General features: G+C 60.7%; 23 protein-coding genes. 11 read left to right on the plus strand and 12 right to left on the minus strand.

Features of this window, described 5'->3' with window-relative positions; all coding sequences use genetic code 11:
- Window positions 1-5 precede the first annotated feature (5 nt).
- Window positions 6-917, plus strand: a complete 912-nt coding sequence (locus DWB67_RS06205) for an ABC transporter permease (RefSeq protein ID WP_182911507.1) — start codon at window positions 6-8, stop codon at window positions 915-917.
- On the plus strand, window positions 914-1,699 hold the full coding sequence (locus tag DWB67_RS06210; RefSeq protein ID WP_119806668.1) for a 1-acyl-sn-glycerol-3-phosphate acyltransferase: 786 nt from the start codon (window positions 914-916) through the stop codon (window positions 1,697-1,699). The genes DWB67_RS06205 and DWB67_RS06210 overlap by 4 nt, the downstream gene beginning before the upstream one ends.
- On the opposite strand, the gene DWB67_RS06215 is transcribed toward DWB67_RS06210, so the two are convergent.
- The 3 genes from DWB67_RS06215 to DWB67_RS06225 all read right to left on the minus strand — a co-directional run bounded on the left by DWB67_RS06215 (window position 1,696) and on the right by DWB67_RS06225 (window position 4,491).
- Window positions 1,696-1,926, minus strand: coding sequence for a hypothetical protein (locus DWB67_RS06215; RefSeq protein ID WP_119806669.1), 231 nt, complete (start codon window positions 1,924-1,926; stop codon window positions 1,696-1,698). The genes DWB67_RS06210 and DWB67_RS06215 overlap by 4 nt on opposite strands.
- A 346-nt stretch (window positions 1,927-2,272) precedes the next feature.
- Window positions 2,273-3,235, minus strand: coding sequence for an acetyl-CoA carboxylase carboxyltransferase subunit alpha (locus DWB67_RS06220; protein ID WP_119806670.1), 963 nt, complete (start codon window positions 3,233-3,235; stop codon window positions 2,273-2,275).
- Between the two features lie 71 nt (window positions 3,236-3,306).
- Window positions 3,307-4,491 carry a MalY/PatB family protein gene (locus tag DWB67_RS06225; protein ID WP_119806671.1) on the minus strand — a complete coding sequence of 395 codons (1,185 nt, stop codon included), beginning with the start codon at window positions 4,489-4,491 and terminating at the stop codon, window positions 3,307-3,309.
- Window positions 4,492-4,570: 79 nt separating this feature from the next.
- Between DWB67_RS06225 and def (DWB67_RS06230) the strand changes: the two genes are divergently transcribed.
- From def (DWB67_RS06230) to fmt, 4 genes are read left to right on the plus strand one after another with little or no spacing between them, the layout of a single operon-like run.
- Entirely contained in the window at window positions 4,571-5,092 is a 522-nt protein-coding gene (gene def / locus DWB67_RS06230) for a peptide deformylase (protein ID WP_119806672.1), read from the plus strand.
- Window positions 5,085-5,600: a peptide deformylase gene (locus DWB67_RS06235; RefSeq protein ID WP_255418574.1), complete on the plus strand. Its 516-nt coding sequence runs from the start codon at window positions 5,085-5,087 to the stop codon at window positions 5,598-5,600. The genes def (DWB67_RS06230) and DWB67_RS06235 overlap by 8 nt, the downstream gene beginning before the upstream one ends.
- A 3-nt stretch (window positions 5,601-5,603) precedes the next feature.
- On the plus strand, window positions 5,604-6,104 hold the full coding sequence (gene def, locus DWB67_RS06240; RefSeq protein WP_119806673.1) for a peptide deformylase: 501 nt from the start codon (window positions 5,604-5,606) through the stop codon (window positions 6,102-6,104).
- 39 nt (window positions 6,105-6,143) lie between these two features.
- Window positions 6,144-7,037 carry a methionyl-tRNA formyltransferase gene (gene fmt / locus DWB67_RS06245; RefSeq protein ID WP_119806674.1) on the plus strand — a complete coding sequence of 298 codons (894 nt, stop codon included), beginning with the start codon at window positions 6,144-6,146 and terminating at the stop codon, window positions 7,035-7,037.
- A 100-nt stretch (window positions 7,038-7,137) separates the two neighbouring features.
- On the opposite strand, the gene secA is transcribed toward fmt, so the two are convergent.
- Complete coding sequence (gene secA / locus DWB67_RS06250; RefSeq protein WP_119806675.1) at window positions 7,138-9,855, minus strand: preprotein translocase subunit SecA; 2,718 nt, start codon at window positions 9,853-9,855, stop codon at window positions 7,138-7,140.
- Between the two features lie 211 nt (window positions 9,856-10,066).
- On the opposite strand from secA, the gene DWB67_RS06255 reads away from it, so the two are divergent.
- From DWB67_RS06255 to DWB67_RS18290, 4 genes are all read left to right on the plus strand, one after another.
- Window positions 10,067-10,912 (plus strand): peptidylprolyl isomerase, encoded by an 846-nt coding sequence (locus tag DWB67_RS06255; RefSeq protein WP_119806676.1) that lies wholly within the window; start codon window positions 10,067-10,069, stop codon window positions 10,910-10,912.
- On the plus strand, window positions 10,912-12,165 hold the full coding sequence (argJ, locus tag DWB67_RS06260) for a bifunctional glutamate N-acetyltransferase/amino-acid acetyltransferase ArgJ (RefSeq protein WP_119806677.1): 1,254 nt from the start codon (window positions 10,912-10,914) through the stop codon (window positions 12,163-12,165). The genes DWB67_RS06255 and argJ overlap by 1 nt, the downstream gene beginning before the upstream one ends.
- Entirely contained in the window at window positions 12,162-12,560 is a 399-nt protein-coding gene (locus DWB67_RS06265; RefSeq protein ID WP_119806678.1) for a (deoxy)nucleoside triphosphate pyrophosphohydrolase, read from the plus strand. The genes argJ and DWB67_RS06265 overlap by 4 nt, the downstream gene beginning before the upstream one ends.
- 122 nt (window positions 12,561-12,682) lie before the next feature.
- Complete coding sequence (locus DWB67_RS18290) at window positions 12,683-12,811, plus strand: hypothetical protein (RefSeq protein ID WP_255418575.1); 129 nt, start codon at window positions 12,683-12,685, stop codon at window positions 12,809-12,811.
- Between the two features lie 160 nt (window positions 12,812-12,971).
- On the opposite strand, the gene infB is transcribed toward DWB67_RS18290, so the two are convergent.
- The 6 genes from infB to pip all read right to left on the minus strand — a co-directional run bounded on the left by infB (window position 12,972) and on the right by pip (window position 20,015).
- On the minus strand, window positions 12,972-15,521 hold the full coding sequence (gene infB, locus DWB67_RS06270) for a translation initiation factor IF-2 (RefSeq protein ID WP_119806679.1): 2,550 nt from the start codon (window positions 15,519-15,521) through the stop codon (window positions 12,972-12,974).
- A 7-nt stretch (window positions 15,522-15,528) separates the two neighbouring features.
- Window positions 15,529-16,152 (minus strand): RNA-binding protein, encoded by a 624-nt coding sequence (locus tag DWB67_RS06275; RefSeq protein WP_119806680.1) that lies wholly within the window; start codon window positions 16,150-16,152, stop codon window positions 15,529-15,531.
- Between the two features lie 22 nt (window positions 16,153-16,174).
- Window positions 16,175-17,803 (minus strand): transcription termination factor NusA, encoded by a 1,629-nt coding sequence (gene nusA, locus DWB67_RS06280; RefSeq protein ID WP_119806681.1) that lies wholly within the window; start codon window positions 17,801-17,803, stop codon window positions 16,175-16,177.
- 4 nt (window positions 17,804-17,807) lie between these two features.
- Window positions 17,808-18,425, minus strand: coding sequence for a ribosome maturation factor RimP (rimP, locus tag DWB67_RS06285; protein WP_119806682.1), 618 nt, complete (start codon window positions 18,423-18,425; stop codon window positions 17,808-17,810).
- A 130-nt stretch (window positions 18,426-18,555) separates the two neighbouring features.
- Window positions 18,556-19,020 (minus strand): TspO/MBR family protein, encoded by a 465-nt coding sequence (locus tag DWB67_RS06290; RefSeq protein ID WP_119806683.1) that lies wholly within the window; start codon window positions 19,018-19,020, stop codon window positions 18,556-18,558.
- Window positions 19,017-20,015, minus strand: a complete 999-nt coding sequence (gene pip, locus DWB67_RS06295; RefSeq protein ID WP_119806684.1) for a prolyl aminopeptidase — start codon at window positions 20,013-20,015, stop codon at window positions 19,017-19,019. Before pip ends, DWB67_RS06290 begins: the two co-directional genes overlap by 4 nt.
- 51 nt (window positions 20,016-20,066) lie before the next feature.
- On the opposite strand from pip, the gene ubiG reads away from it, so the two are divergent.
- Window positions 20,067-20,798, plus strand: a complete 732-nt coding sequence (gene ubiG, locus DWB67_RS06300) for a bifunctional 2-polyprenyl-6-hydroxyphenol methylase/3-demethylubiquinol 3-O-methyltransferase UbiG (RefSeq protein ID WP_119806685.1) — start codon at window positions 20,067-20,069, stop codon at window positions 20,796-20,798.
- On the opposite strand, the gene DWB67_RS06305 is transcribed toward ubiG, so the two are convergent.
- Entirely contained in the window at window positions 20,795-21,259 is a 465-nt protein-coding gene (locus tag DWB67_RS06305; protein ID WP_119806686.1) for a MarR family winged helix-turn-helix transcriptional regulator, read from the minus strand. The genes ubiG and DWB67_RS06305 overlap by 4 nt on opposite strands.
- Window positions 21,234-22,103: a carbon-nitrogen hydrolase family protein gene (locus tag DWB67_RS06310; RefSeq protein ID WP_119806904.1), complete on the minus strand. Its 870-nt coding sequence runs from the start codon at window positions 22,101-22,103 to the stop codon at window positions 21,234-21,236. Before DWB67_RS06310 ends, DWB67_RS06305 begins: the two co-directional genes overlap by 26 nt.
- Window positions 22,104-22,113 lie beyond the last annotated feature (10 nt).

Below are 22,113 nucleotides of genomic sequence, written 5' to 3' on the forward strand. Positions count from 1 at the left end.
ACTCTTTGGCACTGAACCTTTTGGCTTTATGCAAAAGCCTGCTGCGTGACGAAGGCGGCAAGGGCGACCGGATCGTTCCGCCGACCGGATTTACCGCACAACTGACGTTGTTTTCGGCAGGCGCGATGGCCTTTCTGGCGGTTTTTGCGCTGGCCTTGGCGCTGGCCACGGGCCGTCTGGCCGATCACTGGTCATCGGAGCTTGCCGGTTCGGTCACGGTGCGCGTCAGTGCGCCTGCGGACCAGCAGGACGGCATGGTCCAATCCACGCTGCAATTGCTGCGCACGACCCCTGGGGCAGGCGAACCCCGCCAGCTGCCACAGGAAGAACTGGCCCGCTTGCTGGAACCATGGTTCGGCCCGGACATGCCAGTCGATGCCCTGCCGGTGCCTGCGTTGATCGACCTGCCTATCACCGATAACGACTTCGACGCCGAAGGCCTGCGCCTGCGGCTGGAGGCCGAGGTGCCGGGTGCTGTTCTGGACGATCACACCGAATGGCGGCGTCCGCTGGTGTCGGCGGCCAAACGGCTGCGGATGTTGGGCATTGTGTCATTGATCCTGATCACGGCGGCCTCGGCTGCTATGATCACGCTGTCAGCCAAGGCAGCTTTGGCCGCCAACGGGCAGGTGATCCGTGTGCTGCGCCTGATCGGCGCGCGCGATCTGACCATCGCCACGGCCTTCGTGCGCCGCTTTACCCGCCGTTCCGCCTTTGGATCGGCCATCGGGACAGTGGCCGGCGTGGCCGCAGTCTCGATCCTGCCGGATGCCAGTGCGGCGGGCGGCTTTCTGACCGGACTTGGATTTCAGGGGTGGGACTGGCTGATGCCGCTGTCCATCCCGTTCGTCGCCGCTGCCGTCGGCTTTTTCGCCACCCGTTGGGCCGCACTGAAAATGCTGGAGGATGTGCGATGACCTCGGCTGTGCCAGAGGCTCCGACCTTCGGACAATATGTCCGGAACGTGACCTTCTATATCCACATCGCCGTCGCAACCGTGCTGATCGGACTGATTGGACTGCCAAAGCTGCGTCATGGGCGTGTCGGTGCAAACAGCGTGGCAACGCGCTGGAACCGCCATCTGATCTGGGCGGCCAAGCGGCATCTGGGGCTGGTCTGCGAAATCCGTGGAACGGCACCGACCGAAGATTGTATCGTCGCGGCCAAGCACCAAAGCTTCTGGGATATTCTGGTCATTGCCGATGCGGTGCCCCGCCGCGCATTTATCATGAAGCGTGAAATCATGCGGGTGCCTGTCATGGGCTGGTATGCATGGAAAGTCGGCTGCATCCCCATCGACCGTGATCGCGGACGCGACGCCCTGAGCCATATCTCGTCCGAAATCAGGCAACGGATGCAGGGTGACGGGTTGGGCCAGTTGATCATCTATCCCGAAGGCACGCGGACCCTGCCGGGGCAGCGCAAACGCTATAAGCAGGGGGTTGCGACCATTCGCGCGGCGACGGGTCTGCCGGTTGTGCCGGTGGCGGTCAATGCGGGCATGTTCTGGCCGCGCAGTGGCTGGGTTATCCTGAAAGGCCGCGCGGTTGTCGAATTCCTGCCGGTCATCCCCCCCGAGGAACAGCAGGCAGGATTTCTTGGGCGGCTTGAAAACCGGATCGAGACCGCCTCGGACAAATTGATGGCCGAGGCGGGTTTGAAGGGCGTGGCCTATCAGCCCCGCCCCGGCGTTCATTAACGCAATTCGTAATACCGCGGCACATGCGGCGGCAAAGGGGCAAGCCCGATGTCCCGCCGCATATGCGGGCTGAGGTGATAGGGATCGGGCGGCCTTGGCCGTTTCTTCCGTCTGATGATCATCGCACGGAACAGGGCGAATATCACCGCCCGCGCACCATGACGCAGGATCAAACGATGCAGGGCGGGGTGCAGGGCATTGGCCTGCGGATGCAGTTGCGCAATCATTGTTGCTGTCCTTTGAAACGCCGGACATGGGGGTGCCATGGCCAGCAGGGATAGAATTTTGATGGAATGATGCCATGCGGACAGGCCGCGCCACGGCGGTCGGTCAGGTCATGGTACCGGTTGGATTGCCCTGAATCAGGCGGTCAGCGTTACGCTTTGTCGCGATTGGCTGGCCTGATGCATCGAACGGGGGAAGCGTTGGATATCATTCATAAACGCCCCTCCTTTTCATGCATGTTGCGGGCAAGGGGAAAGCTGCCCGATTTTTTGCAGATCGGGCAAGTCTGCAATTGCAAACAGCCGCCCGTAACGGGCGGCTGTTGCCTTCAGGTCACATTGCCGTGTTTCAGGCCGCCAGTGAATGCGAACCCATAGTCAGGAACTTGGAACGGCGGTCCTTGATCAGATCAGCGGGCGATTTTCCGGCAAGATCGGCCAGCATCAGGGCAATTTCCTCACCTACTTTGGTAATGGCGTCGATGGGTGCACGCTGTGCGCCACCGACCGGTTCCTGAATGATGCGGTCGATCACGCCCAGCTTTTTCAGATCCTGCGCGGTCAGGCGCAGCGCCTCGGCTGCGTCGCGCATCTTGTCGCTGTCTTTCCACAGGATCGAGGCGCAGCCTTCCGGCGAAATCACCGAATAGATCGAATGTTCCAGCATCGCGATGCGGTTGGCCGTTGCAAAAGCGACAGCGCCGCCCGATCCGCCTTCGCCAATGACAACGCTGACCATAGGCACGCCGATTTCCAGACATTTCATCGTGCAGCGCGCAATCGCTTCGGACTGGCCGCGTTCTTCGGCACCCTTGCCCGGATAGGCACCGGGGGTATCGACCAGCGTGATCACCGGCAGGCCGAAGCGATGGGCCATATCCATCAGGCGGATCGCCTTGCGATAGCCTTCGGGACGGGCCATGCCGAAGTTATGGTGGATGCGCGACTTGGTGTCGTTGCCTTTTTCATGGCCGATCACCACGCAGGGCGCATCGTCGAAACGCGCAAGGCCACCCATCACGGCATGATCGTCGCCAAAGGCGCGGTCGCCCGCAAGGGGGGTGTAATCGGTGAAAAGCGCTTGGATATACTGGCTGCAATGGGGGCGGTCGGGGTGACGTGCGACCTGCGTTTTGCGCCAGGGGTCCAGCGTTTTATACAGATCTTTCAGCAGGTCGCCGGCCTTTTTATCAAGGGCGGTGGCCTCTTTTTCGACGTCGACAGCACCTTCGCCCTTGCGGGCCATGGTGCGAAGTTCCTCGGCCTTGCCCTCGATATCAGCGAGCGGCTTTTCGAAATCCAGATAGACCATGGGTGATGCTCCGGGCGTTCGGTTTGATGGGCTGTATATGACGGGTTTCGGATGGTTGCAACGCAGGCGCCTTATTGCAGATCGCCGAAGGCATCCTGCAGCCGCTGCACGGCCTCTTTGACGCGTGCCCGCGGTGTCGCGATGTTGAAGCGCAGGAAATTGTCGCCGCCCAGACCGAATGTCGCGCCGTGGTTGGCCGCAATACGGGCCCCTTTCTGAACGCGGGCGGTGAATTCGGCGGGCGTCATACCGGTGCCCGAACAATCGACCCATGACAGATAGGTGGCCTGCAAGGGCATTGATTTCAGACCGGGTATCGCATTTACCCCTGCGTCGAAAATCTTGCGGTTGCCGTCCAGATAGTCGACCAGCGCATCGACCCACGCCGCCCCTTGGGGCGAAAACGCAGCGGCGACCATATCCATTCCGAAAATGCCGGGCGAAACCCCTGCCGCCATCAGCGCCGCCTTGAACCGCGCCCGCAGATCGGGATCGGCGATGATCGCATTGCCGATATGGGCACCGGCCATGTTGAAGGTCTTGGTCGCTGCCACCAGCGTGATCAGCCTGTCCTGAATCTCGGGGGCAACATTGGCCATCATCTGGTGACGCGGGCTGTCGGGCATGACCAGATCGCAGTGGATGTCGTCGGACACCAGAACCAGATTATGGCGCAGACAGAAATCGGCGACCTGACGCAGTTCCTCGGCGGTCCAGACGCGACCGCCGGGGTTATGGGGCGAACACAGAACCAGCATCTTTTCGTGGCCCTTCAGCATGGGTTCCCATGCGTCCCAATCCATCCGGTACTGGCCGTCATGCAGCGCCAGCGGCAATTCCACCAGATCACGATCCTGCGCGCGGATGATGCGGGCAAAGGCATGATAGACCGGCGACATCAGGATCACCCCGTCGCCCTTGGCGGTAAAGGCATTCAGCGCCATGGCCACCGCATTGACCAACCCCGCACAGGTCAGCACCCAATCGGGCTGGATCGTCCAGCCGTGGCGGTTCTGCATCCACCAGCAGATCGCATCCAGATAGGGACGATGTGCGCCGGGATAGCCATAGATGCCATTGGCCGCGACCTTTTCCACCGCATCCTGAACCGCTTGCGGCGGACGGAAATCCATATCGGCCACCCACATCGCCAGCCCGTCATCGGGATCGACACCATAAACCGCCTGCATGTCGTCCCACTTGCTGCAATGCGTGCCTTTGCGGTCGATGATCTGGTCGAAATCAGGCTGGCTCATGGGATCCTCGCGGGTTTGGGTTCGTTTCCTGCATACGCCTGTTATTGCTTATGGTGAAGCCATGCCCTAAATCGCGGATATGAGCCTTAGATCAATCCTGATACATCCCGACCCGCGGCTTAAAAAAGTGGCGGAACCGATCGCGCGCATCACGCCCGAGATCGAGACATTGGCCACCGATATGCTGGCCACCATGTACGAGGCGCCCGGCATCGGCCTGGCCGCGCCCCAGATCGGCATCAATGCCCGCATCTTCGTCATGGATGCTACCCGCGATCCCGATGCGGAAGCCGCACCCATTGTGATGGTCAATCCGCAGATCACATGGATCTCGGAAGGGCTGAACACCTATGACGAAGGGTGTCTGTCGATCCCTGACCAATATGCCGAAGTGACCCGCCCCGCCGAATTGCGGATGGAATGGCTGGGTCTGGACGGCAAGACGCAGACCGGCGAATTCGACGGACTGTGGGCCACCTGCGCCCAGCATGAACTGGACCATCTGGATGGCATCCTGTTCATCGACCATCTGTCCGCGATCAAGCGCCAGATGATCACCCGCAAGATGGTCAAATACAAGAAAGAGCAGGCACGTGGCTGAAGACCCCATCCCCGCAGCGCCGGTTGCGCCCGTTTTGACGGGTGATCTGGCCTCGGGGATGGTGCATGCCATCTTGCAATATCCCGACCCCCGCCTGTTCCAGCGCTGCGATCCTGCCGGATATCTGGCGGGGGATAATCTGGCGGGCCTTGCTGCCGATCTTCTGGGAAGCATGTATACCGCAGGCGGTCGCGGATTGGCTGCCCCGCAGATCGGGGTCTTGCGACGGGTGTTTGTCATGGACGCCGGATGGAAAGCAGGCCGTGCTAATCCGCAGGTGATGCTAGACCCTGAAATTATCTGGCGGTCCCCCGAAACCGAAACGGCCACGGAACAATGCCTGTCGATTCCCGACTGCCCCGTGGCGGTGACCCGACCCGTTGCCATTACCATGGGCTGGTATGATCTGAATGGCCGCCACCACATGCGGCAACTAAGCGGTCCCGATGCGCGGATCGCGCAGCACGAGGCCGACCATCTGGACGGCCACCTGATCCTGAAGGACTAAGTGATGACCGTTCGCCCTTTTATTCCCTATACCGACCCGCGCCTGCACCGTGCCGCCGAACCTGTTGATCAGATCACCGAAACCGTTCGCATGATCTGGGACGATATGATCGAAACCATGGATGCCATGCCCGGCGTTGGACTTGCCGCCAACCAGATCGGCATTATGATGCGTCTGGCCGTGGTCGATGCATCCGACAAGCGCGGGCAGGCCGTCCGTATGGCCAACCCCGAAATCCTGCATGCAAGCGTCCAGTTCCGTGACCATGACGAAGCCAGCCCCAATCTGCCCGGTGTCCATGCAAAGATCAGCCGCCCCCGCGCCGTCACCGTGCGGTTTCTGAACGCGGACGGCCAGATCGAGGAACGTGATTTCGTACACCTCTGGGCGACCAGCGTCCAGCACCAGATCGACCATCTGAACGGCATGACCTTCGTCGACCACCTGTCGCCGCTGCGTCGCAAGATGCTGGTGCAAAAATCGGGCAAGCTGGCGCGCCGCTGATCCCCCAACCCCTTCGATCAAGGCAAAGGAGTCTGTCATATGCGCGTGATCTTTATGGGAACGCCCGATTTTTCCGTGCCTGCCCTGCGGGCCATCGCCGCCCTGCATCAGGTTGTGGCCGTCTATACCCAACCGCCCCGCGCGGCGGGTAGGGGGCAAAAGGCGCGGCTGTCTGCGGTCCATGTCGCGGCGAACGAATTGGGTCTGCCAGTCCGTCACCCCGAAAAGCTGCGTAGCCCCGAAGATCAGGCGGATTTCGCCGCCCTCGATGCCGATATTGCCGTGGTCGTGGCTTATGGTCTGATATTGCCGCAGCCGGTTCTGGATGCGCCCAATATGGGCTGCATCAACATCCACGCTTCGCTTTTGCCACGCTGGCGCGGGGCCGCCCCGATCCATCGTGCGATCCTTGCAGGGGATGCTGCATCAGGTGTCGCCATCATGCAGATGGAGGCCGGACTGGATACCGGCCCCGTTCTGGCCGAGGCACAGACCCCGATCGGTGTTCAGGAAACCACCGCCGACCTTCATGACCGCCTGTCTGCGATGGGCGCTGAACTGGTGGTGGATGTGCTGGCCCGCCTGCCTTTGCGCGCGCAACCCCAGCCCGAAGGCGGCATTACCTACGCCGCAAAGATCGACAAATCCGAGGCTCGGATTGATTGGACCCAACCCGCAACGGAAATTGACCGCCAGATCCGCGGGTTGTCTCCCTTTCCGGGGGCATGGTGCGATATTGCGGGTGAGCGGGTAAAACTGCTGCGCAGCCAGCTCTCCGACGCTTCCGGCCATCCGGGACAAGTTCTGCCCGATTTCACCATCGTATGCGGGACGGGTGCCATTCAGGTGCTGCAAGCACAAAGGTCAGGAAAAAAGCCGATGTCAGCCGATGATTTGCTGCGTGGTTGGCAGCTGCCCGACCGGCTTGGCTAGGACCGCAAGGCGGTCCTTCGCGTCCTGACGTGGTGGGGGTGAAGCCCCCGCCCGCAGGGTGCGAAAGTTGTCGCGGGACGCAAATGGCCCCGCGATCACATTATGCGATTGCGCCGTGGCAATGCTTGAACTTCTTGCCCGACCCGCAAGGGCACAGGTCGTTGCGGCTGGGGTTGCCCCACGTCGCAGGATCATTCTCGTCAAAGCCGGGCATTGGGGCCAGCAGCGATTCCTCGCTGTTTTGCTGTTCCTCGTCGCCATGCTCCATCGTCAGGTCGCTCTGCGCCGCTTCCTGCTGTTCCGACATCTGGTTCAGCATTTCCTGACGCTCGGCATCCGACAAGGGGCGAATCTGTGCCAGACGCTGGGTCACGTCAAAGCGCAACCCGTCCAGCAGCGATTCAAACAGCTGGAAAGCTTCGGTCTTATATTCCGACAGCGGGTCACGCTGTGCATAGCCACGGAAACCCACAACCGAACGCAGATGGTCCAGCGTCATCAGATGTTCGCGCCATTTCTGGTCGATCATCTGCAACAGAACCTGTTTTTCGATCTGGGCCATATTCTCGGGGCCGAAACCTGCGGTTTTTTCGGCCATATAGGCATCGGTCGCTTCGACGATCCGCTCGTGCATGGTTTCCTGATCGACGCCTTCCTCGGCGGCCCATTCAATCACCGGCAGGTTCATGTTCAGGCGTTCGCGGATGGCGGTCTTCAGACCCTCTGCGTCCCATTGGTCGGCATAGCTGCGCGCGGGCATGAAGTCTTCGACCAGATCGTCGATCACCTGATGGCGCATATCGGCGGTAATCTCGCCGACCTCGGTGCTGTCCATGATTTCGCGGCGCTGGCCAAAGATGGCCTTGCGCTGGTCGTTCATCACGTCATCGAACTTCAGCAGCTGCTTGCGGATGTCGAAGTTGCGGCCCTCGACCTTGGCTTGTGCGCGTTCCAGCGACTTGTTGACCCAAGGGTGGACGATCGCCTCACCCTCTTTCATGCCAAGCGAGGACAGGACCTTGTCCAGACGCTCGGACCCGAAAATCCGCATCAGGTCATCGTCCAGCGACAGGAAGAACAACGAACGACCGGGGTCGCCCTGACGGCCCGAACGACCGCGCAGCTGGTTATCGATCCGGCGGCTTTCATGGCGTTCGGTGCCCAGAACGAACAGACCGCCAGCGGCCAGCACCTTTTCCTTTTCGGCGGCGTGTTCCGCCTCGATGCGGGCGCGCAATTCGTCGGGATTGGCATCAGGGTCGGCGTTCAACGCCTCCATCACCTTCATTTCGACGTTGCCGCCCAGCTGGATATCGGTGCCGCGACCAGCCATGTTGGTGGCGATGGTCACGACGCCCGCCTTACCGGCATCGGCCACGATCTGCGCCTCGGCCTCGTGCTGGCGGGCGTTCAAGACGCTGTGCGGAACACCGTCTTTTTTCAGCAATTCCGACAGCATCTCGGATTTTTCGATGCTGGTGGTGCCGACAAGCGTCGGTTGGCCCTTGGCATGGGCCTCTTTGATCGCCTCGATCACTGCGGCATATTTATCGGCTGCCGTGCGATACACGCGATCATGTTCATCGATCCGCGCGATGCCGCGGTTGGTCGGAACCTCGACCACGCCAAGGCTATAGATTTCGGCGAATTCTTCGGCCTCGGTCGATGCGGTGCCGGTCATGCCGGACAGGCGCTCGTAAAGGCGGAAATAGTTCTGGAAAGTGACTGACGCCAGCGTGACGTTTTCGGGCTGGATCTCGACGCCTTCTTTGGCCTCGATTGCCTGGTGCAACCCGTCCGACAGGCGGCGACCCTTCATCATACGACCGGTGAATTCGTCGATCAGCGCCACTTCATTGTCGCGGATCATATAATGCTGGTCTTTCAGAAACAGCTTATGTGCGCGCAGGGCCTGGTTGGCATGGTGAACGATGGTCGTCGATTCCGGATCATACAGCGTCTGGCCTTCGGGCAGCACACCATCGGCGGACAGGCGCTGCTCCAGAAACTCGTTACCTTCTTCGGTAAAGGTCGCGTTGCGGGCTTTTTCGTCCAGCTTGTAGTGTTCTTCGGTCAGCAGGGGGACATAGCCGTCCAACACGCGATACAGGTCCGAACGGTCCTGCGAGGGGCCGGAAATGATCAGCGGCGTCCGTGCCTCGTCGATCAGGATACTGTCGACTTCATCGACGATAGCAAAATTATGGCCGCGCTGCACCATTTCGGCGACGCTACCCTTCATATTGTCGCGCAGATAGTCAAAGCCCAGTTCATTGTTCGTCGCATAGGTGACGTCGGCGGCATAGGCCTCGCGCTTTTCGCCTTCGGGCTGGAAGGGAACAACGACGCCGCAGGTCAGACCCAGCTGGGCGAAGACCTTGCTCATCCATTCGGAATCGCGCTTGGCCAGGTAATCGTTGACCGTGACGACATGGACGCCCTTGCCCGACAGTGCATTCAGATATGCGGGGAAGGTGGCGACAAGGGTCTTGCCCTCGCCGGTCTTCATTTCCGCGATATTGCCTTGGTGCAGGAAGATCCCGCCCATCAGCTGCACGTCGAAGGCCCGCAGGCCAAGGGCGCGGCGCGCACCTTCGCGACAGTTGGCGAATGCCTCGGGCAGAATGGCATCAAGAGTTTCACCCTTGGCCACACGGTCCTTGAATTCATGTGTCTTGTCGATCAGTTGCTGATCGTCGAGCGCTTTGAAGTCTTCCTCAAGCGCGTTGATGCGCGCCACAAGCGGACGCGTCCCTTTGACCATTCGGTCATTGGGAGTCCCAAAAACCATCTTTGCCAGATTTCCGATGCCGAGCATGTTACCTTCGCAATCACGTTGTTGGGAAAGACGAGTGACCGCAGCCTACTTGCCCGCACCGACCGCATTGCCGTATCAGGGGCCAGAATGAACGCGGCGGCGGTGCCTTCCACGGAGTTGCTTCGGGATGTAGGGCGCGCCCGCCTGACTGTCAATGTTGGCACGGTCCCGACACAAGGGACTGATGCCATGATGTGCAAAGGAATTTCCCATGTTCAAACCGACCCTGCTGGCCGCCGCCCTTGTCGCGGCGCCGATGCTGACCGCCCCTGCTGCATGGGCCGCCGGTGAAACCGCTGATACCGTTGTTGCCACGGTAAACGGACAGGACATTACCCTTGGCCAGATGATCATCATGAAACAGTCGGTTCAGGACCCGAATATGGCAAATATGCCTGATCAGGCACTGTTCGACATGATGCTGGACCAGCTGGTGCGTCAGACGGCTGTGGCCGGAACCGCCACCGAAAACGCCAGCATCCGCGCGCAGGTCGAATTGCAGCGCCGCAACGCCTTGGCAACCGCCGCTGTCACCGCCATCGCGGGAGCCGAACCGACCAACGACGAATTGCAGGTCGCCTATGACCGCATGTTCGCAGATGCCGAAGACGTGACAGAATATAGCGCTGCCCATATCCTTGTTGAAACCAAGGAAGAAGCCGAAAAAATCAAGGCCGAGCTGGATGACGGTGCCGATTTCGGTGAAATGGCCGAACAGCATTCGACCGGTCCTTCGGGTCCGAACAAGGGTGATCTGGGCTGGTTTGCTGCCGACCAGATGGTTGCCCCCTTCAGCGAGGCCGTTGCCGGTATGGAAAAAGGCCAGATCTCTGACCCTGTGGAAACCGAATTCGGCTGGCATCTGATCAAACTGAACGACAGCCGCCTGCGCGAAGCGCCCACGATGGACGATGTCCGCGACCAGCTGGTCCAGATGGTCCGCCGTGAAAAGGTCGAATCGGAAATCGAAAGCATTACTGCCGATGCCGAAATCGAAAAAACCGAAGGCGTCGATCCTGCGCTGCTGAACAACGCAGACCTGCTGGAGGCCGAATAATGGGCAAGGCCGGTCTTCCGGTTTCGCCTTTGGCACCTGCCGCATTTCCCGACCTGCCGGTGATCGAGGGCGTCGAATTCGCCAGCGCTGCCGCAGGCGTGAAATATCAGGGCCGTACCGATGTGACCCTGATTCGCATCGCACCGGGGTCATCGGTGGCAGGGGCGTTCACGCGCTCCTCGACCCGTGCGGCCTGCGTGCTGGATTGTCAGTCCAAACTGGCCGCGACCGAAGACGATGGTGCCGGTGCCGCGATCATTGTCAATTCCGGCAATGCCAATGCTTTTACCGGCGCGCGCGGACAGGAATCTGTCGATGCGGTGACGGGGGCTGTGGCACAGGCGCTGGATCTGCCGATCGGGCGGGTGTTTTCATCCTCGACCGGTGTGATCGGTGAACCGCTGCCGCATGACCGCATCGTGGCGGTCATCGGTGACCTGGCCGCGGGACTGGATCAGGGTGGTGTCGCTGCGGCGGCCAATGCCATCATGACGACCGATACTTTTGCAAAAGGGGCTTCGGCAACATTTGCTGGGCAGGGTGGTGACATCAAGATCACCGGCATTGCCAAGGGTTCGGGGATGATCGCGCCGGATATGGCGACGATGCTGGTCTATATCTTTACCGATGCCAGCATTCCTGCACCGCTGTTGCAGCAGATGCTGTCGGGTGGACTGGACACGACCTTCAACGCGATCACCGTGGACAGTGATACCTCGACCTCGGACGCGCTGATTCTGGCGGCCACAGGTCGCAGCACGGCTGCGCCGATCACCGATCTGGAAAGTGATACGGCGCGTGCCTTTACCGCCGCCCTGCATGACGTCATGCGCGAATTGGCGCATCTGGTCGTGCGCGACGGTGAAGGTGCCACCAAATTCGTCGAGATCGCCATTACAGGCGCTGTCGATGATGCGGATGCCCATAAGATCGGGATGGCCATCGCCAATTCGCCCTTGGTCAAAACGGCCATCGCGGGGCAGGACGCCAATTGGGGCCGCATTGTGGCCGCCATCGGCAAATCCGGCGCCGAGGCGGACCGCGATCGTTTGCGAATCAGCTTTGGCGATATGGTTCTGGCCGAAAACGGCTGGCGTGCACCCAGCTATGACGAGGCTGCTGCCAGCGCCTATATGCAAAACGATGAATTGCTGATCAGCGTCGATATGGGGTTGGGGCAGGGGGCACGGACCGTTTGGACCTGCGACCTGACGCATGGCTATATCGACATCAACGCGGATTACCGGTCGTGAAAACGGTTCTGGTCTCTGCGGTCGCATTGATCGACACCGACGGGCGCGTGCTTCTGGCACAGCGCCCGCCGGGCAAACCGATGGCGGGCCTGTGGGAATTCCCCGGCGGCAAGGTCGAAGCCGGTGAAACCCCCGAAGCCGCCCTGATTCGGGAGCTGGACGAGGAATTGGGCATCCAGACATGGAACAGCTGTCTGGCCCCCCTGACATTTGCCAGCCACAGCTATGACGACTTCCATTTGCTGATGCCGGTTTTCGCCTGTCGCAGGTGGGATGGCATCGTTCAGCCCCGTGAAGGTCAGTCGTTAAAGTGGGTTCGCGCCCAGCAATTGCGCGATTATCCCATGCCAGCAGCAGATATTCCGCTGATCCCCGCCCTACAGATGTGGCTTTAATGACAGTTTTACACAGCTTTTTGTTGTCAGGCTGCCTAAAAAAGTCTTAGATGAGGAAGTTGTGTACTGCTTTTTAACCATTTCATGACTATCTAGATACTGGGAGCACAAGGGGTATTGACATGATTCGTACGATTTCGGTTGGAAGCTACATCTCGATCCAGGGCCTTTTCGAAGGTTCGACGACCGGCGGCAACATTCTGGTGCGGGTGGGAAGCCGTACCTATGAAGGTAAGCCGATCGGCAGATAAGCGTATCCGGCGCAAGGGGAGCGTGCGCCGTTGAAACACGCTGAAGAAGGGGTGACCGAAAGGTCGCCCCTTTTTCTTTGGACTGCACTGATCTGGAAACGACATGAAAAAAGAGGCGGCCCGTAGGCCGCCCCTTTTCCTGTATCTGATCCGGCGTCCTTTACAGGTTACGCTCGACCTCTTCGCGTTCGAAGATTTCGATGACGTCGCCTGCGCGGATATCATCGTAATTCTCGAATGCCATACCGCATTCCTGACCCGATTGCACTTCTTTGACTTCGTCTTTGAAGCGCTTCAGCGTCTTCAGCGTGCCTTCGTGGATCACCACGTTGTCACGCAGCAGGCGCACACCAGCCGAACGGCGGGCGACACCTTCGGTGACCAGACAACCGGCGACTTTGCCGATACCGGTGACCTTGAAGACCTCTTTGATCGAGGCATAGCCGATGAAGTTTTCGCGGACTTCTGCGGACAGCAGACCCGAGGCAGCAGCTTTGATGTCATCCACCAGATCATAGATGATCGAGTAATAGCGGATCTCGACACCCTTCTGATTGGCCGAACTGCGCGCCGGAGAGTTGGCACGGACGTTAAAGCCGATAACCGGTGCGCCCGAGGCTTCGGCAAGGCCGATGTCGGATTCGGTGATCGCACCCACACCATAATGCAGGACGCGGACGCGGACTTCGTCGTTGCCGACTTTTTCCAGCGCCTGCACGATGGCTTCGGCGGAACCCTGCACGTCGGCCTTCACGACCACCGGCAGTTCTGCGACGTTCACATCTGCTTTTACCTTGGCCATCAGCTGTTCCAGCGTGGTCGAGGCGCCTGCCGCGGCACGTTTGTCCTTTGCATGCTGATGACGGTAATCGGCAATCTCGCGCGCTTGGGCTTCGGTATCGACGACGTTCAGCACATCACCGGCTTCCGGCGTCCCGCTAAGGCCCAGAACTTCGACAGGAACCGACGGACCGGCTTCTTCGACGCGCTGGCCCTTGTCGTTGATCAAGGCGCGGACCTTGCCCCATTGTTCGCCGACAACAAAGATGTCGCCGCGCTTCAGGGTGCCGTGCTGGACTAGGACGGTCGCGACAGGGCCACGGCCAACGTCCAGCTGGGCTTCGATGACGGCACCTTGGGCAGCTCGATCGGGGTTGGCCTTCAGTTCCAGAATCTCGGCCTGCAGGGCGATGGCTTCCAGCAGCTGGTCGATGCCCAGACCGGTTTTCGCCGATACCTCGACGTCCTGCACATCGCCTGACATCGCTTCGACGACCACTTCGTGCTGCAACAGATCCGTGCGGACCTTGTTCACATCGGCGGCAGGCTTGTCGACCTTGTTGATCGCAACGATCATCGGCACGCCGGCTGCTTTCGCATGGGCGATGGCTTCGATCGTCTGCGGCATCACCGCGTCATCGGCTGCGACGACCAGAACCACGATATCCGTGACCTGAGCACCACGTGCACGCATCGAGGTAAAGGCCGCATGGCCCGGCGTATCCAGGAAGGACAGCACAGCGCCGCTTTCGGTCGTGACCTGATAGGCACCGATGTGCTGGGTGATGCCGCCAGCTTCGCCCGACACCACGTTCGCCTTGCGAATCACATCCAGCAGCGAGGTTTTGCCGTGGTCGACGTGACCCATGATCGTGATGATCGGGGGACGCGACTGCATATCTTCGGTTTTGTCGTCAACAGTGTTGATGACCTGTTCCACGTCAGCGTCGCTGACGCGCACAGCCTTATGGCCGAATTCCTCGATCACCAGTTCGGCGGTCTCGGCGTCGATGGGCTGGTTCATGGAAACCATCATGCCCATTTTCATCAGCGTCTTGACGACATCTGCGGCGCGTTCGGTCATCCGGTTGGCAAGTTCCTGCACGACAATCGTTTCGGGCAGTTTGACTTCACGGAATTGCTTTTCGGCGCGCTGGCTTCCACCCATTGCCTTCTGGCGGGTTTTTTCCTGCTTGCGCTTCATTGCGGCCATGCTGCGGGGGCGACCGGCTTCGCCGTTCAACGCCTGATTCAGCGACAGCTTGCCCGAACGACGGTTGTCGTCGCGTGCGGTTTTGCTGTTCTTGTCGCGGTCGGTCTTTTCGCGTTCGGGCTTGCGAGCCACGTTCAGCGAAACACCTTTGGTTTCGGCGCGCGAAGCTGCTGCTTCGATGGATGCCTGATCCGGCGCAGCGTCTTTGGCCGCTGCGGGTTTGGCACGGTCTTCGCGCTTGGGTGCAGCTTCCTTGCGCTTGGCGGCTTCGGCTGCTTCGCGGGCGACGCGTGCCTCTTCTTCGGCTTTCGCCTTCAGGGCTTCTTCGCGCTGGCGTTCTTCGGCTGCTTTCGCATCGATTTCGGCACGGCGACGTGCGCGTTCCTCGTCACGGGCCTTTTCCTGCGCGATACGTTCGGCAGCATCGCTGGCCTCGCGCGCCTTGGCGGCGGCAAGTGCCTTGAGGCGGCGTTCCATTTCGACGTCGGAAATACCGGCCGGACGCTTGGAGGGGTCACCTGCCATACGTGCGGTCAGCGGATTTTTCGCTTTATCAATCGTGGATTGTCCGGCACCCGGCTTTGGCACCACGACGCGCTTGCGTTTGGTTTCCACAACCACGCTTTTCGTGCGGCCATGGCTGAAGCTTTGCTTGACCTGACCCGAACGGCCTGCGCCGCCAAGTCCCAAGGGTTTTTTATCGTCTTTATCGCTCATCTGCGTCTTATTCCTTCCCGACGGCCGTATTGCCGTCGTCATGCCCGCGCAGACCCGTCAGTCTGCCGGCTTCCAAGATCACCTTGTCCGTCAGGCCACCCGCCGCAAGCGCGACGTGTATGACATGATCACGGCCAAATGCCAAACCCAATTCTGAGGCCGTCATGCAGCCAAACCAGCGTCCGCCGGTGGGCGTCCACAGCTTGCCTTTGCCGCGATCAGACCCGTCGCTGGCCTGAAGAAGCACCTTTGCGCGCCCCTCGGCCAGCCAACCCTTAACCTTTTCGAAGCCAGCAACCGCGCGACCCGTTTTGCGGGCCAGCGACACCAGTTCCACCAGTCGGCGTCCGACGCCCGCTTCTGTCATGTCACCCAGATTTTCGGGTGCTTTGACAGGGGTGCGGGCGGCGCGGGAAAACAATCCCTTTGCCACAGCTTTGTCGATCGCAGCGCGATCCGCCGTGACCCAGATACCCCGACCGGGCAGCTTTTCGGCCAGATCCGGAATGACCTGGTCATCGGGCCCGATCACGAAACGGATCAGGCCACGTTTGGGTTGCGTTTCGCCAGTGACAATGCACTTGCGCTCCGGATCTTCGGTCCGGTCCTTATCACGTCCACCACGGCTCAAGCTGTGCACACATCCGGGGCGATCAGGCCCCGGCCTCCTCGTCATCGTTGTCATCTTCGTCGGTGTCGACGTCATCGGCATTCTCTTCCAGCTCGGTCGGGTCGACCCAGCCCAAAAGCACGCGTGCGGTCATGATCATGACCTGCGCTTCTTCCAGAGAAACTTCGAAGGGTTCAAGAAGACCTTCATCCTTGACGCGCTTGCCATTCACCGTGGTCCAGCCGCCGGCCAGTTCCCAATCGGCGCAAGTGGCAAAATCTTCCAGCGTCTTGATGCCGTCCTTTGCCAATGCCTCAATCATGTAGGGGGTCAGACCCTCGAATTCAACAAGGCTGTCCTCGACGCCCAATTCGCGGGCCTTGTCCATGGCGGCCTTATGCTTGGCTTCCAGAACGTCACGGGCACGAGCCTGCAATTCGGATGCGGTGCTGGCATCGACGCCGTCGATGGTCAGCAGTTCGTCGGCTTCAACGAATGCAACCTCTTCCAGATTGGTAAAGCCTTCGGCCACCAGCAGCTGGGCAAAGAATTCGTCCAGATCCAGTGCTTCCATGAACAGTGCGGTGCGGCTGTTGAATTCGGCCTGACGACGCTTGGATTCTTCTTCGTCGGTCAGAATGTCGATGTCCATGCCGGTCAGCTGGCTGGCAAGACGGACGTTCTGGCCGCGACGGCCAATGGCCAGCGACAGCTGTTCGTCGGGAACAACGACTTCGATCTTGTTGGCTTCCTCGTCGAAAACGACCTTGCTGACCTCGGCGGGCTGCAATGCGTTCACAAGGAAGGTGGCCGGATCTTCATTCCACGGAATGATGTCGATTTTTTCGCCTTGAAGTTCACCGACGACCGCCTGAACACGGCTGCCGCGCATACCGACGCAAGCGCCGACCGGATCGATCGAGTTGTCGTTGCTGATGACAGCAATCTTGGCGCGCGATCCCGGATCACGGGCCACAGCCTTGATCTGGATCACGCCGTCATAGATTTCAGGCACTTCCATCTTGAACAGTTCGGCCATGAACTGCGGATCGGTGCGCGACAGGAAGATCTGCGGCCCGCGGGTCTCGCGGCGCACATCCTTGATATAGGCGCGGATCCGGTCGTTGGGGCGATAGCTTTCGCGACCGATCTTTTCGTTGCGACGCAGAATCGCCTCGCCACGGCCGACGTCGACGATGATATTGCCGTATTCCTCGCGCTTGACGACACCGTTGATGATGGTGTTGGCGCGATCCTTGAATTCTTCGTACTGGCGGTCACGTTCGGCTTCGCGCACGCGCTGCAGGATGACCTGCTTGGCGGATTGTGCGGCGATACGGCCCAGTTCGACGGGGGGAACCTGATCGATGATTTCATCACCGACCTGCGGGTTGTCCAGATAGGGACGTGCCTGTTCGACCGTGACTTCGGCCTGATAGTTTTCGACCAGATCGTCTTCGACCACGGTGCGAACGCGTGTGAAGGTGGCATTGCCGGTCTTGCGGTCGATGGACACACGGATGTCCATTTCCGCGCCATAGCGGGACTTTGCGGCACGCGCGAGGCTGTCTTCCATCGCTTCGATGACCAGTTCGGGTTCGATCATCTTTTCGCGGGCAACGGCTTCCGCCGTCTGCAACAGTTCAAGCTGGTTGGCAGATGTAATCGCCATCAACTCACTCCTTGGTAGCGGCGCCGTCGGCACCTTCGTTATCGTCGGTTTCGATCTCGTCGAAGGCAGATTCGTCCAGATTGTCGATCTCGACTCCGGCTTCTTTCTTCTGACGCAACATTTCTTTGATCAGCTCGTCGGTCAGGACCAGCTTGGCATCGGCCAGCAGGTCGAATTCCAGCCCGATGGTATGGGTCTTTCCCTGATCCTCGATGTTGATCAGGACCTCGGTGCCTTCGACACCGGTCAGCAAACCCTTGAAGCGTTTGCGCCCGTCGATGGGTTGGTTGATGTCCAGCCGCGCCTCATAGCCTTCGAAGTTCTCGAAGTCTTTCAGACGGGTCAGGGGACGGTCGATCCCGGGCGAGGACACTTCGAGGTAATAGTTATCCTCGATCGGGTCCTGCACATCCAAAGTGGCGCTGAGGGCGGTTGAAATGACCGCGCAATCATCCACGTTGATGCCACCTTCGGGACGGTCGGCCATAATCTGCAGCGTGGCGGTCTTGCCGCCCTGCAGGCGCACACGCACCAATTCGTAGCCCAGATCTTCGATCACGGGCGTGATGATTTCGGCCAGGCGACGGTCAATGGCCGTCTTGGCGATCAGATCGTTCGACATGGGATCCTTTCGGACATGAAAAAGGGGCCGTCAGCGGGCCCCATGCGGAAGTTCCGGTGGGCAGGGTTTGGACCCCTGCACCGCTGTTGTAAGGCCATATAGCGCCGCAGCCCCGCGAATGCAAGCTGCCTTAGCGCGCGCCGGCCCCCGGATTGTCGCGCCAGATGCGCCAGTTCAGGCCGGCGGCCACACAAAGCCACGCCAGATAGGGCAGCAACAGCAGCCCCGACCGCCAGTCAAGCGCCCAGAATTGCACGACCATTGCCGCGACCACCACCCAAAGCACGCCGATGACGCCCATCGCCACAGCCATGCGACGTGCGCCAAAGAAAACCGGCGTCCACAGCGTGTTCAACGCGATTTGTGCCGCCCAAAGCGCCAGCGCCACACCAGCCCCGGGCAACAGGGCCACCCGCGCGGCGGCAATGGCCGACAGCAGATAGATCGTGCTCCACGCGACGGGGAAGGCCCATTTGGGCGGGGTAAAGGACGGTTTCTGCAGGCTTTCATACCATGCGCCGGGACGGAAGATGATGCCGGTGGCGGCCGCGGCCGCGCTGGCCAGCATGAAGATCAGAAACAGGTTCAGGCTCATGTACGGGGTGTCCGGTTCTTGATGCGGTCCTCGTCGCGGATGGTGTCCATGACAGTGACCAGTTCGGCAGTAATACGTGGTTCCGACAGCGCATGCCCCGATGCAGGCACAAAGCGCAGCTGGCAATCCGCCCAACCCTGCGCCAGTGCATAGGCGCTGGCAGGCGGGCAGACCATGTCATAGCGGCCTTGCACGATCACGGCGGGCAGATGTTCGATCCGGCCTCTGTCGCGCAGCAACTGCCCTTCGTCCAGAAAGCACTTATGGCTGAAAAAGTGATTCTCGAGCCGCGCAAAGGCACGGGCATATTCCGGCGGCGCATGCCCCGAGGCCGAGGATTGCAGCCCCGCCAGCGCATTTTCCCACATCAGCCACGGCTGGGCAAATCGTGTCTGGCGGCCTGTGTCATCGTCGAACAGGCGGCGGTGATAGGCGCCGATCATATCGTCGCGTTCGGCCTGCGGAATGGGTTCCTGAAACCGGTCCCAGAGTTCGGGAAAGAAGCGCGCCGCCCCGCCACCATAGAACCAGTCCAGTTCGGTCTGCATGCCCAAAAATACGCCGCGCAGCACAAGGCCGGTGACATGGTCGGGATGCGTTTCGGCATAAGCCAAAGCCAGCGTTGCGCCCCAGCTGCCGCCGAACAGCAACCATTGGTCAATGCCCAGATGTTCGCGGATCAGGGAAATGTCATTGACCAGATGTTGCGTGGTATTGGCCTGAACTGACGCGGCGGGTGTCGACTGTCCGCAGCCGCGCTGGTCAAACAGCACCACGCGAAAATGCGCGCTGTCGAAAAAGCGGCGCATAAAGGGGCTGCATCCGCCACCCGGCCCGCCATGCAGCACGACCACAGGGCGGCCTTCGGGGTTGCCGCATTCCTCGACGTAAAGGCTGTGGCCATCACCCACTTCGATGGTATGTCGCGCATAGGGTTCGACCGCCGGATGAAGGCGGCCATGTGACGCGGAGATTTGTCCTGCCAATCGGTCCATGCTGATACTATAAGCCCTGTTGACGTCGCCTGCTAGAAGGACTGCCCAAAAATGACCAGCATCGACCCCGCTGAAATTGCCAAATTCGAGGCGATGGCCGCCGAATGGTGGGACCCCAAGGGCAAGTTCCGCCCCCTGCATCTGATGAACCCGCTGCGGCTGGATTATATCACCGACCAGTTGTCGATCGAATTTGCCCGTGACCTGAAAGGCAATGCACCGCTGAAGGGCCTGCGTATCCTTGATATCGGTTGCGGGGGCGGTCTTGTGGCCGAACCCATGGCGCGGCTGGGGGCCGATGTGACGGGCGCGGATGCCACGCAGGTCAATATCGATGTGGCACAAACCCACGCCGACCAGCAGGGGTTGACCATCGATTACCGCGCCACCACCGCCGAGGCGATGGCAGAGGCCGGCGAAATCTTCGATGTCGTTCTGGCATTGGAGATTGTCGAGCATGTCGCTGACCCCGCCGCCTTTATCGCCACTTGCGAACGGCTGGTGCGTCTAGGGGGGCTGGTCATTATTTCCACGCTGAACCGCACGGCCCGCAGTTTCGGGGCGGCGATTTTGGGGGCTGAATGGATCCTGCGCTGGCTGCCGCGCGGCACGCATGACTGGTCACGCTTCATCACACCCGATGAGCTGACGGAAAAAGCCGGTGCCGCTAATCTGGATACGGTCGATCGTCGCGGGATGGTCTTTAACCCCGTCACCCATGGCTGGCGGCTGTCGGACCGCGATATGTCGGTGAATTATATCCTGACGGCGCGAAAGGCCTAATCGCTGCCTTCCAGCTGGACGCGCATTTCGCGCAGGACGGGCAGGGCGCTGCGCACACGCTCGGCCCCGATCTTGCGGACCACGCCCGCGATCAGCGGCATAAAGGATGCCAGCGCATTGTCCCGCGCCGCCCGTCCCGCCGGACTGAGCGAGACAAACTTGCGCCGCGCATCATCCCAATCGGGGCGGATATGCACGTGCCCCGCCCATTCCAGCCGCGACAGGGTGTTGGTCATCGCCCCGCGCGTCACGTGAAACGCACGGGCCAGCTGGGCGGGGGTGCGTTCCTCGTTCACATGGGCCAGCAGGTTCAGCACTGAAAAGTGAGAGATCTGCATCCCGCCCGGCAGTGCCTTGCTGATCAGGTTGCGCGACAGCTGTTCCGCAATCAGAACCTCGGCGAACAGGCTGGCAGCCAGCCGGTCGGTCGCAGGGTCAGTCTGGGGGGCAGGTGTCGTCATAAGGTTCCGGTGCCGCAAAGGGCCGATCATGTGTCAGGGACGGGATGGACGACCGTGCCCTGTCAACGGCCCTAAGGTCAAGGGAAACAACGGATATACCGGGCGTCACACCTGCATCGGACAGTAATTTTCCCCATGGGTCGATGACCAGTGAATGGCCATGGCTGCGGCGCGGGGGTCGGTCGGGGGAATTGGGGGCGGGATGTGTGCCGCATTGGGCAGGGGCCAGAATGAAACAGCCGGTTTCGATCGCGCGGGCCCGCAGCAGGGTTTCCCAATGCGCCTCGCCGGTCACCGGATTGAATGCCGAAGGCACGGTCAATATCCGTGCCCCCGCCTGTGCCAATTGCCGATAGAGATGCGGAAAGCGCAGGTCATAGCAGATCGTCATGCCGACCGGCACATCGGCTGCCTTCGCCAGAACAGCCCTGTCACCAGGACGATAGGCGCTGCTTTCGCGATAGGATTCGGTTTCGCTTATGGTCACGTCGAACATATGCAGCTTGTCATAGCGCGCGACGATATCGCCCTGCGGGTCGATCAGCAGGCTGCGATTGGCAAATCGGCCATCAGCATCGTCGGTCAACAGCGCCAGCGACCCGATCAGCAGCCAGATGCCCGCCGATTTTGCCTCGGCCCGCAGGGCGGCAAGGGTCGGGTCGGTGGCTTCGGGGTGCAGGGTCTTGCGCTGCCATTTGCGGTCGGGGGACAGTAGGTTCGTCGCCTCGGGGGTCAGGACGAATTGCGCGCCTTGGGCGGCGGCTTGCCGGATCAGCGGGATGGTCTGTTCCAGATTGTCCAGCGGTGCGTCGCCGACCGTCAGCTGGATCAGCCCCACGGTCAGCGACGCGGGC

This window comes from Paracoccus sp. JM45, from assembly GCF_003590715.1.
GTDB lineage: Bacteria > Pseudomonadota > Alphaproteobacteria > Rhodobacterales > Rhodobacteraceae > Paracoccus.